This window comes from Arthrobacter sp. N199823, from assembly GCF_002929705.1.
GTDB lineage: Bacteria > Actinomycetota > Actinomycetes > Actinomycetales > Micrococcaceae > Specibacter.
This window is the reverse complement of record NZ_PJIN01000021.1, coordinates 1-14,914: the sequence shown is the minus strand read 5'-3', so window position 1 is coordinate 14,914 and position 14,914 is coordinate 1. Positions and strand designations below refer to the sequence as shown.

Here is a 14,914-nt window from a genome sequence, read left to right as displayed (position 1 = left end):
GGAACAGCAGAATTACGCTGCTCAATCCGCAACAACTTACGTCCCTCAGGTACCAACGTCATGAAAGTCCTCCTTCTAGCCGCGCATGCTTTTTAGCCACACAAACTGCTGCTTGATCTAGCATTCCACCACGTTGACGGCGAGTCCGCCCATGGCCGTTTCCTTGTACTTGGAGGACATATCGCGTCCAGTTTCGCGCATGGTGACGATGACCTCGTCGAGGGAGACACGGTGTTGACCATCGCCCCACAGCGCCATTTTCGCCGCATTGATGGCCTTGGCTGCGGCAATGGCGTTGCGTTCGATGCACGGAATCTGCACGAGCCCGCCAATGGGATCGCAGGTCAGTCCGAGGTTGTGTTCCATAGCAATTTCGGCGGCATTCTCCACCTGTTCCGGCGTGCCACCCATGACCTCAGCCAGTCCCGCAGCCGCCATCGACGACGCCGAACCCACCTCACCCTGACAGCCCACCTCTGCCCCGGAAATGGAAGCCTGTTCCTTGTAGAGGACACCTACAGCCCCGGCCGCCAGCAAGAATTTAACCACGACGGCGTCAATCGCCTCTTGCGATGCGTTATGCATCCCGTCAGTGTAGTGAGTTGCATAGAACATGACAGCCGGAATGATGCCGGCAGCACCATTGGTTGGCGCCGTCACCACGCGGCCGCCGGAAGCGTTTTCCTCATTGACGGCCAAGGCCACCAGGTTGACCCACTCCTGCCAGAACTTCGGATCCCGGTCGGGATCCTCGGCACGGAGACGTTCGTGCCAGGCTGGAGCTCGTCGTCGAACATTCAAGCCACCGGGCAGCAGACCTTCGCGGGCAAGCGATGCATCCTTGCACTGGTCCATGACATCGCGAATGTGTAATAGCCCGCCACGGACCTGCTCCTCGCTACGTTCCATGAGCTCGTTGGCCAGCATGACGTCACTGAAGTTGCCGCCAGCGGTGGCACAATGCTTGAGCAGTTCTGCCGCCGTGCGGAAAGGGTAGGGCAAAAGAGCTTTAGATGATTCCAGCTCTGCGACGGCTTCATCCACCGCGCCTTCGCGAATGATGAACCCACCTCCGACGGAGAAGTAAGTGGCCTCATGGAGCACGGCACCAGAGGCGTCCGTGACATTGAGCTTCATGCCATTAGTGTGGCGGGGCAAAATGGTGAGTGGGTGCAAGATGATGTCATCGGCACCGTAGACCAGCGGCACGGTTCCGCCAAGCAGCAATGGCTCACCGGCGGCAAAAGCGGCCAGACGAGCATCGACTTCCTCGGGGAGAATCAGCTCCGGTTCGCGGCCTTCTAGGCCCAGCAACACGGCCGTCATGGTGCCGTGGCCCCGGCCAGTGGCGGCCAAGGATCCGTAAAGGTCCACGCGGACGGCGGCTATGCGCTCCAGCAGGTGCTGATCGCTCAGCTCCTGGGCAAAGGCCGCAGCGGCCCGCATGGGACCCACTGTGTGGGAACTGGACGGACCGATCCCCACTGAAAACAAGTCAAAAACGCCAACAGACATGTGAGTACCTCACTCAAGTGCTCATACTACTCCGAGGGCAATCCCGCCGGAGGGCTGGGCGCACCATGACGGTGAAGCCCAGCCAGTCCCTGGGGTGGCCGTCGTCCAAGACGGCCACCCCAGGGAGCGAGTGTCCCGTTAGGACAGATTTGCCACTGACGGGTACAACGGATGCGCTGCGGCCAGAACCTCAACGCGGGCACGCAAAGCTGACAGATCAGCTGATGCGTCGGCAATGAGCGCCTCAGCAATGATGTCAGCTACCTCTACAAAGGCCACCTCGCCGAATCCGCGAGTAGCCAGTGCCGGGGTACCAATACGCAGACCCGAGGTGACCATGGGCGGACGCGGATCGAACGGCACAGCGTTGCGGTTGACGGTGATGTCGATCGCGGCCAAACGGTCTTCGGCCTCCTGGCCGTTGAGCTCACAGTTGCGGAGATCAACCAGCACCAGGTGAACATCGGTTCCACCGGAAATCACGGAGATTCCCTTGGCGGCAACGTCGGCTTCCATGAGGCGCTTGGCCAGGATGGCCGATCCGGCCAGGACGCGTTCTTGGCGTTCCTTGAACTCGGGTGTGCCCGCAATCTTGAACGCCACTGCCTTACCGGCGATGACGTGCTCCAAGGGGCCGCCCTGCTGTCCGGGGAACACTGCCGAGTTAATCTTCTTGGCGATGTCGGCGTCGTTGCTCAGAATGATGCCACCACGCGGGCCGGCCAAGGTCTTGTGCGTGGTGGAGGTGGTGACATGTGCGTGCTGCACCGGGGAGGGGTGCAGCCCGGCAGCTACCAGACCGGCAAAGTGCGCCATATCCACCATGAGGTAGGCCCCCACCAGATCCGCGATGCGGCGGAATTCGGCGAAGTCCAGCTGGCGGGCATACGCGGACCAGCCCGCAACAATGAGGGCCGGCTTGTGCTCGAGGGCCAAGCGCTCAACCTCGGCCATGTCCACCTGATGGGTGTCTTCACGAACCTGGTACGGCACCACGTTGTACAGGCGGCCGGAGAAGTTGATCTTCATGCCGTGTGTGAGGTGGCCACCGTGAGCCAAGTTCAGGCCCATAATGGTGTCGCCGGGTTTGATCAGTGCATGCATGACCGAGGCGTTGGCCTGGGCACCGGAGTGCGGCTGAACGTTTGCATATTCTGCACCGAACAAAGACTTGACCCGGTCAATAGCCAACTGCTCAATGACATCCACGTGCTCGCAACCGCCGTAGTAGCGGCGTCCCGGGTAGCCTTCTGCGTACTTGTTGGTCAGGACAGAGCCCTGAGCCGCCATGACGGCCGCGGCGGTGTGGTTTTCCGAGGCGATCATTTCCAGGCCGCTACGCTGACGTGTCAGCTCGGCATCAATCTGTTCCGCAACTTCGGGATCAAGTTCAGCCAGCGTCGCGTCCAAGCTCGGGGACACTACCTGGACGAAGTCCACGGCTGAATCTACGCCGCTCACAGTTCGCCGCCGTTGGCTGCTGCGTACTCTTCTGCACTGAGCAGCGGGCCATCGGACTCAACGTCCACCTTGAACAACCAGCCGGCTCCGTAAGGATCGGAGTTGATGATGGCCGGATCCTCAATGGCACCGGAGTTAGTCTCGGTCACCACACCGGTCACGGGTGAGTACAAATCGGAGACGGACTTCGTTGACTCAATCTCGCCACACACTTCACCGGCGGTGACAGTGGCGCCTACCTCGGGCAGGTCAACGTACACAATGTCGCCGAGGGCGTCAGCGGCCACGGCTGAGACGCCAATAGTGGAGGGACCCGCGCCATCGCGGGCAATCCACTCGTGCTCAACGGAGTACTTAAGTTCTGCTGCTACCTTGCTCATGGTGAAAACCTTTCAGGGGAAGTGAGGGTGACGCTCGGGATAAGGCGACAGAGCCGGTGTTTTCGTAGGCGACGTAAAGGAGGCCCCAAAGGCCGCCCGCGGCCGACGGGCCGGATAGACCCCAAACGCTCCCATTGCTCGCAAGCTCGCAACGGGTCCCGCGCGTCTGTGGGCCCAGCCGAGGAAATACCGGTCTGTCGCCGGGGTCTCGACAAGCGTGACCCCGGCGACAGTACGTGCAGAAACTACTTTTGGCGCTTGTAGAACGGCAGTGCTACAACTTCAAAGGGCTCAGCCTTGCCGCGCAGGTCCACATCGAGCGCCGTGCCAACTTCGGCATAGGCCACATCGATGTAGGCCATGGCTACGGGGTAGCCAAGGGTGGGGCTGGGCTGGCCGGAGGTGACTTCACCAATGACGGCGCCATCCTTCAAGACCGAGTAGTGGCCACGGGCAGCACGCCGCCCAAGGCCCTTCAAGCCCACGAGCTTACGGCCAGAAGTGACGCCGTCGCCCGATTCCTTGATGGCGGCCAGTGCGGCCTTGCCCACGAAATCGCTTTCCTTGGCCAGCGAGACCACAGGACCCAAACCAGCAGAGTAAGCGTGGCCGGTCACGGCCAGCTCATTGCCGTAGAGGGGCATGCCGGCTTCCAGACGTAGGGAGTCCCGGCATGCCAGCCCGGCAGGAACAAGACCCTGTTCGCTTCCGTTCTCCAGCAACACCTGCCACAGCGTGGCTGCATCGGCGTTGGGCACGTAGATTTCGAAGCCATCTTCACCCGTGTAGCCCGTGCGTGCCAGCAGCAGCTCCTGGCCGTTGATGGTGACGTAAACCGCGGCGTAGTACTTCAGCTCGGTCACGAGGGAGTGCTGCTCTGCTGGGACCAGCGTCAGCAAGATGGCTGCCGCGTTCGGTCCCTGCACGGCAATCAGTGATGTTTCACTGGTGACGTCTTCGACGACTACATCGAAGCCAGCGGCACGCTCGGCCAACAAAGCTGCAACAGTTGCTGCGTTTCCTGCGTTGGGTACCACCAGGTATTTCTCATCGCCCAGGCGGTAAGAAATCAGGTCGTCCACAATGCCGCCGTCGACGTTGCAAATAAGCGAATACTTGGCCTTGCCCACGGCCACGGCAGAAAGCTTGCCAGCCAAGGCGTAGTCCAAGAACGCAGCCGCATCGGGACCGGTCACCCAGACTTCACCCATGTGGGAGAGGTCAAAGAGGCCCGCAGTCTTGCGTACGGCGTGGTGTTCTGCGAGTTCGGAGGAGTACTTCAAAGGCATCTGCCAGCCACCAAAGTCGGTAAAAGATGCGCCGGCTTTCTGGTGCTCGCCGTAAAGGGCTGTGTGGTTCTCAGTCATGGGAATTCCTTTGCGGTGGTGGTTAGAACGCTTTAGTCTTCGAAGTCTTCAATGGGAGGGCACGAGCAGACCAAGTTGCGGTCACCTGCTGCACCATCAATGCGACCCACGGGCGGGAAGTACTTGTCCTGGCGCAGTGCGTCCACCGGGAAGACAGCCTGTTCGCGGGAATAGCCGCGGTCCCAGTCGGAATTCACCACGGCGGCAGCCGTGTGAGGTGCGTTGCGCAGCGGGCTATCCTCCAAGGTGAATGTACCCTCGGCAACCTGATCAATTTCGGCACGGATGCTGATCATGGCGGTGATGAAGCGGTTGATCTCGCCCAAGTCCTCAGACTCGGTGGGCTCAACCATCAAGGTGCCGGATACGGGGAAGGACAGCGTGGGAGCGTGGAATCCGTAGTCGATGAGGCGCTTGGCCACATCTTCTGCGGTCACACCGGTCTTAGCGGTCAGATCGCGCAGATCCAGGATGCACTCGTGAGCAACTAGGTCACCGGCGCCGGTGTACAGCACCGGGTAGTGCTCGTTGAGCTGCGAGGCAATGTAGTTCGCTGCCAGCAGCGCAGACTTGGTAGCTTCGGTCAGTCCCTTGGCACCCATGAGCTTGACGTAAGCGTAGGAGATCGGCAGAACGCCGGCAGAGCCGAAGCGAGTGGCCGAGATCGGCACGCCGGTGCCCTCGATGGTGCCGGAGGCGTTGGCATCGCCGGGCATGAACGGAGCCAGGTGAGCCTTGGCTGCAACCGGGCCAACGCCGGGGCCGCCACCGCCGTGCGGGATGCAGAAGGTCTTGTGCAGGTTCAGGTGGCTGACATCGCCGCCGAACTTACCGGGCTGAGCCAAGCCAACCAGAGCGTTGAGGTTGGCACCGTCAACGTAAACCTGACCGCCAGCAGCGTGGACGGCGTCGCACACCTCGGTGACATCAGCGTCGTAAACGCCGTGCGTGGAAGGGTAGGTGATCATGATGGCCGAGAGCTGATCCTTGTGGGTTTCAATCTTGGCAGTCAGATCAGCGTGGTCAATGGTGCCGTCGGGCGCCGTAGCCACAACAACAACCTTCATGCCAGCCAAAACAGCCGAAGCCGCGTTGGTGCCGTGTGCCGACTGCGGGATTAGGCAGATGGTGCGCTGTGATTCGCCGCGAGAGAGGTGGTAGCCGCGGATGGCCAACAGTCCGGCAAGCTCGCCCTGCGAACCTGCGTTGGGCTGGATGGAGACCTGGTCGTAGCCGGTGATCTCGGCCAGATCGGCTTCCAGACCACCGATCAGTTCACGCCAGCCTTCGGTCTGAGAATCCGGAGCGAAGGGGTGAATGGAGGCGAATCCGGGCCAGGACATGGCTTCCATCTCAGCCGTTGCGTTGAGCTTCATGGTGCAAGAACCCAAGGGGATCATCGTGCGGTCAAGCGCCAGGTCGCGGTCACTGAGGCGGCGGATGTAGCGCAGCATCTGGGTTTCGGAGCGGTGAGTGTTGAAGACCGGATGTGTCAGGAAGTCCGAGACACGCACAGTCTCAGCGAGCAGCGCGAAGTCTGAGCTGCTCCCCTGATCAGTGCCGTCGCCTGCCGGTGCGGCACCAAACACGGCGGCGACGCGGGCCACAATGTCCGCCGTCGTGGTTTCATCGACGGAAACACCCACGTGATCGGCGTCGATGGGACGCAGGTTGATGCCGTCGCGCTCGGCGATGGCGAGCAGTGCGTTGGCGCGGCCCGGAGCACGCACCGTGAGGGTGTCGAAGAAGGAGTCATTGACAAGCTCGACGCCGGATCCCTGCAGGGCCGCTGCCAAGGTACGGGCGTGTCCGTGAACGGTCTCGGCAATCGCCTTCAGGCCGGAGGGGCCGTGGTAGACGGCGTACATGGAGGCGACAATGGCCAGCAATGCCTGCGCAGTACAGATGTTGGAGGTGGCCTTCTCGCGGCGAATGTGCTGCTCGCGCGTCTGGAGGGCCAAGCGGTAGGCCGGCAAACCGGTGTTGTCCTTGGAGACACCGACAATGCGTCCGGGCAGCGAGCGCTCCATGCCATTGCGGACAGCCATGTAAGCGGCGTGCGGTCCACCGAAGAAGAGCGGAACGCCGAAGCGCTGGGCGGTTCCAACGGCGATGTCGGCACCCTGCTCACCGGGAGGGGTAATCAGCGTCAGCGCCAGAAGATCGGCGGCAACCGTGACAAGGGCGCCCTGCTCCTTGGCTGCAGCGATGACCGGTGCGTGGTTGAAGACGCGGCCGGAGACGCCGGGCTGCTGCAGGACGATGCCATTGATGGCACCTTCGGGCAGACCCAGGGAAAGATCAGCAACCTCAACCTCAAAGCCGAGGGCTTCAGCGCGGCCCTTGACGATGGCGATGGTCTGCGGCAGCAGATCCGAGTCCAGTACGGTCTTGGCGTCGCCGGCACCCTTGGTCTTGTTGGAGCGGCGCATGAGCAGGACGGCTTCTGCCACGGCAGTTGCTTCGTCCAGCAAGGATGCGTTGGCAACGGGCAAGCCAGTCAAGTCACTGACCATGGTCTGGAAGTTCAGGAGTGCCTCGAGGCGGCCCTGGGAGATTTCCGGCTGGTACGGCGTGTAGGCCGTGTACCAGGCGGGAGCTTCGAGGATGTTGCGCATGATCACCGGCGGAGTCACGGTGTTGTAGTAGCCCTGGCCGATCATTTGCACGGCCATCTTGTTCTTGGCTGCGAGCGCTCGCAGTTCGCTCAGAACTTCAACTTCGCTGCGTGCCGATGCCAGTGCCAGTGGCGTGCTTTGGCGAATGGAGTCAGGAACGGCCGTATCAACGAGGGAATCAACACTGTCATAGCCGATGGCCTTGAGCATGGTTTCAATGTGGGACTGCTCGCGGGCGCCAATGTGGCGGTCAGCAAACACGCTAGGAAGAGATTGAATCGTCAAGAGGAACTCCAAGGTACGGCCGGGCGGAAGCTCCGGCATGAGTGGGGTTCCTCCCCGCTCTGTCTTGGACCTGAGAGATTCCGCGGATTTGTGATCCGCTTTGCACCGTCGGTGAGCCGGAACTAATCCGGCTGCTTTCCAGAGTTGCCTCGCCATGACGGTACGGGGGCCTGAGAGATTCCTGGGGAGGATTTGCTCCTACGGCGCCTCCACATTGCTGGGAGGACTCTCCCGCCACGGTTCAAAAGGCATATTAAGATGTAGGTGATTCGGACCACACACTACACGAGGTTTCCCATTTGGCACAACTCGTTCCACATTCACCGCTCGCTTCACAGCTAGAGAGAGAAGCTCAGCAGCGACTCCAGGGCCCGTTCTGACACTTTTTCATGACTTCACCTTGCGCGCAGCTCCATGTCGCGCTAATCTGTGACTCGCGTCACCAATAGTATTTGCTTTGTTTTATCTGTATTTTTTGCAGCGCCAATGACCCGCGGCGGGAGAGTCCTCCCAGCGAAATCGGTAGGCGCCGAAGGAGCAAACCCTCCCCGGGAATCTCTCAGGCCCCTGTACCGCCGCAGTAAGGCAACTCTGGAAAGTAGTCCGGGAAACCGGCTCACCGACGGTGCAAGCGTCAACTTGATTTTGAGTTGCGCGGAAACTCTCAGGTCCCAGACAGAGTGGGGAGGAAAAATCTTCGTGGTGCTCCGTGCCACCTGAACGAAGGACTTCCTTTGACAACTCGCCACACTGCACCAATTCCGGAGCCCGCAGCTGACGCTCCGCCCCAACTTGAACGCCAGCTCAGCAACCGCCATATTCAGCTCATTGCCATTGGCGGCGCCATCGGAACCGGTTTGTTCATGGGTTCGGGCAAGACCATCTCGGCGGCTGGACCCTCCGTGATCTTCGTGTACATGATCATCGGATTCATGCTCTTCTTTGTCATGCGCGCCATGGGAGAACTCCTCCTGAGCAACCTCCACTACAAGTCGTTCAGTGACTTCGCAGCGGACCTGTTGGGCCCCTGGGCCGGCTTCTTCACTGGCTGGACATATTGGTTCTGCTGGGTCATCACGGGCATCGCTGATGTCATCGCGATTGCCGCCTACTCCGAAGTACTCTTGCCCGGGATTGACCTGTGGATCCCTGGGGTTGTCACCATCGGAATCCTGCTGGTCCTGAACTTGACCACTGTGCGAGCCTTTGGTGAAACCGAGTTCTGGTTCTCCCTCATCAAGATCATCGCCATTGTCGCCTTGATTGTTGTTGGTCTGTACATGATCTTTAGCCGTTTCGAATCTGAGACGGGAACAGCAAGCTTCACCAATCTGTGGACCCACGGCGGAATGTTCCCGAATGAATTCATGGGCTTTGTGGCTGGATTCCAGATCGCTGTCTTTGCCTTCGTCGGCATTGAGCTGGTCGGCACCACCGCGGCTGAAGCCAAGGATCCCGAAAAGAACCTGCCCAAGGCCATCAACTCGATCCCGATCCGCATCCTGCTGTTCTATGTAGGTGCCTTGGTCATCTTGATGTCTGTTATCCCGTGGACTCAATTCGCTGCGGGGCAAAGCCCGTTTATCGCCATGTTCTCCATGGCCGGGCTCGGAGCAGCCGCCACCATCATCAACCTCGTGGTGCTGACCTCCGCAATGTCCTCAGCCAACTCGGGCATCTACTCAACGTCCCGCATGGTTTATGGCCTCGCCCAGGAAGGCGATGCGCCCGCACGGTTTGGCAAGTTGTCCAAGCGCAAGGTCCCCAACAACGCATTGTTCCTCTCCTGCGTTCTCCTGCTATCCAGCATCGTCTTGCTGTACGTAGGCGATGACATCAGCAAGGCATTTGAAATGGTCACCACCGTGGCCGCTGTCTGCTTTGTCTTTGTCTGGTCCATCATTTTGGCCAGCTACCTTGCCTTCCGCCGGCGCCGCCCGGAATTGCACGATTCCTCCAAGTTCAAGATGCCCGGCGGCATCCCCATGGTTTACGTTGTCTTCGCCTTCTTCGCCTTTGTCCTCTGGGCCCTGACCACTCAGCCCGATACGCTGATTGCACTCCTGGTGACTCCCATCTGGTTTATTGCACTGGCCATTGTTTGGTACCTGGTAGGTAAGACTCCCAGCCATCTGGCCCGTTACAGGAAATTCAAGGAGGACCTCGCAACGGAGGCAGCGGCGGAGGCCGCCACTGCCCGTCGCTTGGAGAGCGAAACAGAGACCGGACGATGACCGCCGCGCCGTTGACGCCGTCGGCCATTCCCAGTGAGACTGCCGCGGCAGGCGAGGGGTTCATCCTCACGTTGGACTGCGCCGAAAACCCCGGGATCGTGCACGCGGTTGCGCAATACCTGCTGGACCACGGTTGCTACATTGTGGATATCAAGCAGTTTGGTGACCAGCTGGTGCGGCACTTCTTCATGCGAGTGCATTTCCTGGCCTCGGTTGATGGGCCAAGTACCGAGGAGCTTCGGAGCGAATTCGGCCCCGTAGCCCAGCAGTGGGGCATGCGGTGGCGGCTGGAGCCGCAGGCCCGCAAGGAACGCATTCTGGTCATGGTTTCCAAATTTGGCCACTGCCTCAACGATCTCCTTTTTCGCGCCAGGACAGGTGAACTGCCGGTGGAAATTGTGGCCGTGGTATCCAACCATGAGACCCACAAGGATCTGGTGGACTGGCACGGAATCCCGTTCCATCACATCCCCGTCACCGCTGAGACTAAGCCTGCCGCCGAGGCGAAATTGCTACAGGTGGTCGATCAATACAGTGCTGAGCTGGTGGTTCTGGCCCGGTACATGCAGGTCCTCAGTGACGATCTGACCCAGGTCCTCTCCGGACGTGCGATCAATATTCATCACTCATTCCTGCCCAGCTTCAAAGGCGCCAAGCCTTACCACCAGGCTTATGATCGCGGCGTCAAGACGGTCGGAGCCACGGCCCATTACGTCAACGCAGAGCTGGATGAAGGGCCCATCATTGCCCAGCAAGTCATCGACGTGGACCACACGTACAGCCCTGCGGATCTTGTGGCCGTTGGCAAAGATGCAGAATGCAAGGCCCTCACTAACGCCGTGAGGTGGCATGCAGAAGGCCGCATCATCCTCTCCGGAAACCGGACAGTAGTTCTGCGATAACTGCTTTGTCCCAACCCAACAGTATTGGGTGGGGTTGGGCCAAGGCCGTTACGCCTACGCATCTACTCGCTTATTCGTTCACCTCGCGCCGAGGAGATCCCGCCCCTGCGCTAGCACCATGTCCCGAAAACGCGTGGCCTGCGCCGTGGCGTCCGGGCGGTTACGCCAAACCAGGCCAATGTCACGCCGCGCGGCGGGCCACGCGATATTTACTTCGCACCGACTCAACCCGCCGCGCTGGGCCTGCTGGGCATTGCCCCGTTCCGGAGGCGCCACCGCTAAGCCAAGTCCGGCTGAGACGAGTCCCCGCACCGTATGCAGGTCCTGACCTTGAAAAGCGACGTGCGGGCGGAACCCCGCCTGGTGACAGAGTGACTCAACAATGGATCGCATCCCATAGCCAGGCTCGAGCATGACGAAGGGTTCATCACGAACCTCGTCGAGCCTGACTCCGCTGCTTCCGGCCAGACGATGATCGGCAGGAACCACCAATTTCAGGGGTTCCGAATACAACACCTCGGCACCTAGAGTGCGGCTCGATGGAGGCGTCGGAGCCACGAGCGCCAAATCTGCCGATCCCGCGGCCAGCAGATCCAGACAAAAGGCCCGGCTCCCCTGCTGCAGATCAAAGCTGACGCCGGGATTTTCCCGGGTAAAGGCCCTGATGAACAAGGGCAGCACCTCCTCTCCAAAGGTGTGCTGAAACGCCACTTGAATCCTGCCAAACTGCTGTCCGGACTCTTCCCGCGCGAGTGCCAATCCGGTACGAACCAACTCAAGCGCTTCACCGGCTTTAGGTATCAGCGCCAGAGCTGCAGGCGTCAGCTCCACCCCACGCCCCTTGCGCAGCACGAGCGGGGTGCCCACCACCTCGGCGGCTCTAGCCAAGGCCCGGCTCACGGTTGATTGTGGAATACCGAGTGTTTCAGCTGTTGCCGTTATGTGGCGGTTGGCGCCCAATTCCACGAGGATGGGAAGCACCGGCAGCAACGTGGCCAGCTCACGGTTGTCGTTATCCATGGTTTATAGAACCACGGAACACCCAATGAAATCATCCATTAATGGATAAATTCGGTTTTATTCATGCATTAGACGGATGGATGTGGCGGTTCTACGGTTGAACATGTGATGGAGCGCAATAGCCAAGCAGAGCAGCAAAACCAACAGCAGAGCCCACAACAGAAGCAACAACAAGGATCCGGACGCACAGTGGCTGACACTAGCCACCCGAAGAATCCTGCCGCGGACACGGCACCGTCGTGGGCTGGACACCGCCGTGGCAGCTCTGGGTATCGCCGGATTCTGGCATCTCTGGCCTGTGCCGGCGTGGCGACCTTCGCTCAGTTATATTCCCTGCAAGGCCTGCTTCCTTTGGTCTCCCGCGATCTCAACGTCACTGCCGCGCAGGCTTCCTTGACCATCTCCGCGGCAACCGTGGGGCTTGCTGTCGCCGTTTTGCCGTGGTCATTCGTCGCTGACCGGTGGGGACGGGTCCGCACCATGGGACTGGCCGTTATTCTGGCGACTATCTTTGGACTGCTGGTACCGTTGGCGCCCAACTTTGAAGTCCTGCTGACGCTTCGAGTTCTGGAAGGCGCTGCGCTGGGCGGAATCCCCGCCCTGGCGATCGCCTACCTAACGGAAGAAGTCAGCCCCTCCACAGCTGCATCAGCCGCCGGTGCCTACGTTGCCGGAACAACACTGGGTGGGCTATTCGGCCGTCTCTTGGCCGGTCCCGTGGCCGACGTTGCCGGCTGGCGGATGGGTACCCTGGCCGTGTCATTGTGTGCCGCTGCTGCGGCCGCGGGTTTCCTCTTGCTGGCCCCGCGCCCGCGCGGCTTCATCCCGGTGCGCACGCAAGCTTCCGGCATACAAGGATCCGTTGTTCCACATTCCAGCACGCAAGGGTTTGCTGCCGTACTGGGCAAGCTGATCCCCCAGTTGCGCAGCGGCTCATTGCTGGCTCTTTACGCACAGGCGTTCTTGTTGATGGGCGCGTTCGTGAGCGTGTACAACTACTTGGGGTTCCGTTTGGAAGCGCCGCCCTATCTGTTTCCGGCGTCGGCGGTGGCCCTACTTTTTCTGGCCTACCTAGCCGGGACCGTGTCCTCACGCCTCGTGGCCGGTTTGGCCGCTCGCTGGGGCCGGCGCACGGTGCTGCTGGCGTCCACGGGCATCATGGTTTCCGGCCTCGCCTTGACTTTGGCTAGTCCGGTTCTCATGATTTTGGCAGGATTGGTGGTGTTCACTGGCGGCTTCTTCGGCGCCCACAGCATCGCTTCAGGGTGGACCGGAGCGCTGGCGAGCACTGGCCGGGCCCAAGCATCATCGCTCTACAACCTCAGCTACTACGCTGGCTCGAGCCTCATCGGTTGGAGCGCGGGCCTAGTATTTCAACAGTTTGGGTGGGGCGCCATGGCCGGCGCTTTGGCCGCTCTCGCAGCCGGTGCCGCCGTGATTGCAGCCATGCTTCTTCCTGGCCGCAACCCCGGCGATTCCAGCAAGGCTGGCTCCGCCCTTATCTGACCAAGTCTCCCGCTGTCCGGTGCATGCGTAAGGCCTCAATCACCGGGTACAACATCAGGAGCCCGAGCACGGCGAACGTCCACTGGTAGCTGGTCACGGGGGCTGCATCTTGTGTTCCCTCCAGCAAGGCTTGGGATGCACGCAGGATCAAGGCACCCACGGCAACACCCAGACCGGTGGCGATCTGGGCAATGGTGGAGGACAAGGTGTTGGCCCCAGCCATCCGCGCCTTTGGAACGTCTACAAACTGCAGTGTGTTGTAGGCGCTGAATCCAATGGAGCGCAGCACACCGCTAACAAAAAGCACGGCTGCAATGATGGTCAAGGGCGTGTCTGGGTTCAGGAACGCGCAGGCCACTAGCACCAGTGCCCCGCCGGCATTGCTCAACAGCAGAACACGACGGAAACCAAAACGCCTGATCAGGGGCGAGGTGGCTGGCTTGATGAGCACGTTGCCAGCAAACACGGCCATTGTCATCAGACCCGCCTCGAACGCGGTCCAACCAAAGCCAATCATGAACATCAGCGGCAGCAAGAACGGTACGGCATTGATAATCAGCCGGTACAGCGCACCCCCGGCGTTGCCGATCAGAAATGTGTGAATCCGCAGTGCACGCATGTCCAACAGTGGGTGGCGGGAGCGTTTGAACCACACCAGGGCTGCCACTGTTGCGACGGCCGCCAACACCAGCCACAGCACCACTGCAAGCCACGGCGTGGGTGCCGAACCGATCAGTTCCATGCCAATCACCAGAGCGGCCAAGCCAACACCGCAGAGCACGAAGCCGACCCAGTCCGGCGGTGGCACCTTCCGGGCACGAATGTCCGGGACCACCCTTGTTGCCACGATGAATGCGATGACGCCAAGCGGGACGTTGAGCAAGAAGATCCAGTGCCAGCTCGCGTACGTGACAAGTAATCCACCCAGCACCGGGGCCAGCACCGGGGCTATGAGCGCCGGCCACGTCAGGTAGGCGATGGCCTCAAGGAATTCTTTCCTATCGGCATCGCGCAGCACCACCAGCCGCCCCACGGGGACCATCATGGCACCGCCCAGGCCTTGGAGCATGCGGGCTATGCACAGAAAAGTCAGATTGGGACTGAGTGCACACAATAGTGACGCGATGGTGAAAATCGCAATGGCCGCGGTGAATACCCTGCGAGCGCCAAAGCGTTCAGCAAGCCAGCCGCTGATGGGAATGCCCACCGCCAGGGTGATCAGGTACGAGGTCATGGCCAGATTGATGTCCACGGGCCGGACCTGCAGATCGGCAGCAATGCCCGGTGCCGCCGTGGCGATGATGGTGCCGTCCAGGATCTCCATAAAATAGGTCCCGGCGACCAACAGCGCCAAGGCGCGGCTAAATGAACTGGTGCCAGCCGACGTCGTGCTTCTCATAATCACCGCCTAAGCCTAACGGCCGAGGCGCCCGTGCGGGGGGCCACGCCCGCGAGGGACCCAGTGCGAGCCTGCGAGCAATGGGAGCGTGCGGGGAGAAGCGAGCGGCGGGGAGGCTGACAGGCGCTAACGGCCGAGGGGCCCCGTGCGGGGGGGGTGCCCCTATGTATTTTGTCAAGCAGCTTTTAGTTCCGGAAGATCGTAAAGGGTTTTGTCTCGAAGCAGGG

The 14,914-nt window shown here is 60.8% G+C and carries 10 protein-coding genes and 2 riboswitches; of the genes, 3 read left to right on the top strand and 7 right to left on the bottom strand.

Going from position 1 to position 14,914, the window contains the following annotated elements; all coding sequences use genetic code 11:
* Window positions 1–117: 117 nt before the first annotated feature.
* The 5 genes from CXQ93_RS19785 to gcvP all read right to left on the bottom strand — a co-directional run bounded on the left by CXQ93_RS19785 (window position 118) and on the right by gcvP (window position 7,551).
* Complete coding sequence (locus CXQ93_RS19785; RefSeq protein ID WP_104112121.1) at window positions 118–1,515, bottom strand: L-serine ammonia-lyase; 1,398 nt, start codon at window positions 1,513–1,515, stop codon at window positions 118–120.
* Window positions 1,516–1,653: 138 nt separating this feature from the next.
* Window positions 1,654–2,976, bottom strand: a complete 1,323-nt coding sequence (glyA, locus tag CXQ93_RS19780; RefSeq protein WP_104112120.1) for a serine hydroxymethyltransferase — start codon at window positions 2,974–2,976, stop codon at window positions 1,654–1,656.
* Complete coding sequence (gene gcvH / locus CXQ93_RS19775; RefSeq protein ID WP_062286817.1) at window positions 2,973–3,356, bottom strand: glycine cleavage system protein GcvH; 384 nt, start codon at window positions 3,354–3,356, stop codon at window positions 2,973–2,975. The genes glyA and gcvH overlap by 4 nt, the downstream gene beginning before the upstream one ends.
* Before the next feature lie 245 nt (window positions 3,357–3,601).
* On the bottom strand, window positions 3,602–4,723 hold the full coding sequence (gene gcvT / locus CXQ93_RS19770) for a glycine cleavage system aminomethyltransferase GcvT (protein ID WP_104112119.1): 1,122 nt from the start codon (window positions 4,721–4,723) through the stop codon (window positions 3,602–3,604).
* Between the two features lie 32 nt (window positions 4,724–4,755).
* A complete protein-coding gene (gene gcvP / locus CXQ93_RS19765) occupies window positions 4,756–7,551 on the bottom strand; it encodes an aminomethyl-transferring glycine dehydrogenase (RefSeq protein WP_374953434.1) in 2,796 nt (931 codons plus the stop codon).
* 223 nt (window positions 7,552–7,774) lie between these two features.
* Window positions 7,775–7,870, bottom strand: a riboswitch (glycine riboswitch).
* 243 nt (window positions 7,871–8,113) lie between these two features.
* Window positions 8,114–8,211: riboswitch (glycine riboswitch) on the top strand.
* 149 nt (window positions 8,212–8,360) lie between these two features.
* On the opposite strand from gcvP, the gene cycA reads away from it, so the two are divergent.
* Entirely contained in the window at window positions 8,361–9,860 is a 1,500-nt protein-coding gene (gene cycA / locus CXQ93_RS19760) for a D-serine/D-alanine/glycine transporter (RefSeq protein WP_374953433.1), read from the top strand.
* On the top strand, window positions 9,857–10,762 hold the full coding sequence (gene purU / locus CXQ93_RS19755; RefSeq protein WP_104112118.1) for a formyltetrahydrofolate deformylase: 906 nt from the start codon (window positions 9,857–9,859) through the stop codon (window positions 10,760–10,762). Before cycA ends, purU begins: the two co-directional genes overlap by 4 nt.
* A gap of 78 nt (window positions 10,763–10,840) precedes the next feature.
* Here purU and CXQ93_RS19750 read toward each other — a convergent pair whose 3' ends face one another.
* A complete protein-coding gene (locus CXQ93_RS19750) occupies window positions 10,841–11,782 on the bottom strand; it encodes a LysR family transcriptional regulator (RefSeq protein ID WP_062286813.1) in 942 nt (313 codons plus the stop codon).
* 189 nt (window positions 11,783–11,971) lie between these two features.
* Between CXQ93_RS19750 and CXQ93_RS19745 the strand changes: the two genes are divergently transcribed.
* The gene (locus tag CXQ93_RS19745) at window positions 11,972–13,288 is read left to right on the top strand and encodes an MFS transporter (protein WP_258069139.1); all 1,317 of its coding nucleotides are present in this window, start codon (window positions 11,972–11,974) and stop codon (window positions 13,286–13,288) included.
* Here CXQ93_RS19745 and CXQ93_RS19740 read toward each other — a convergent pair.
* Window positions 13,281–14,687, bottom strand: coding sequence for a DHA2 family efflux MFS transporter permease subunit (locus tag CXQ93_RS19740; RefSeq protein WP_104112116.1), 1,407 nt, complete (start codon window positions 14,685–14,687; stop codon window positions 13,281–13,283). The two genes, CXQ93_RS19745 and CXQ93_RS19740, sit on opposite strands and share 8 nt — an antisense overlap.
* Window positions 14,688–14,914: the final 227 nt, after the last annotated feature.

Excerpts from the sequence above, each read along its gene's own strand:
- CXQ93_RS19785 (WP_104112121.1), bottom strand. The coding sequence starts at position 1,515 with ATGTCTGTTGGCGTTTTTGACTTGTTTTCAGTGGGGATCGGTCCGTCC.
- gcvH (WP_062286817.1), bottom strand. The coding sequence starts at position 3,356 with ATGAGCAAGGTAGCAGCAGAACTTAAGTACTCCGTTGAGCACGAGTGG.
- gcvT (WP_104112119.1), bottom strand. The coding sequence starts at position 4,723 with ATGACTGAGAACCACACAGCCCTTTACGGCGAGCACCAGAAAGCCGGC.
- gcvP (WP_374953434.1), bottom strand. The coding sequence starts at position 7,551 with ATGCTCAAGGCCATCGGCTATGACAGTGTTGATTCCCTCGTTGATACG.
- purU (WP_104112118.1), top strand. The coding sequence starts at position 9,857 with ATGACCGCCGCGCCGTTGACGCCGTCGGCCATTCCCAGTGAGACTGCC.
- CXQ93_RS19750 (WP_062286813.1), bottom strand. The coding sequence starts at position 11,782 with ATGGATAACGACAACCGTGAGCTGGCCACGTTGCTGCCGGTGCTTCCC.
- CXQ93_RS19740 (WP_104112116.1), bottom strand. The coding sequence starts at position 14,687 with ATGAGAAGCACGACGTCGGCTGGCACCAGTTCATTTAGCCGCGCCTTG.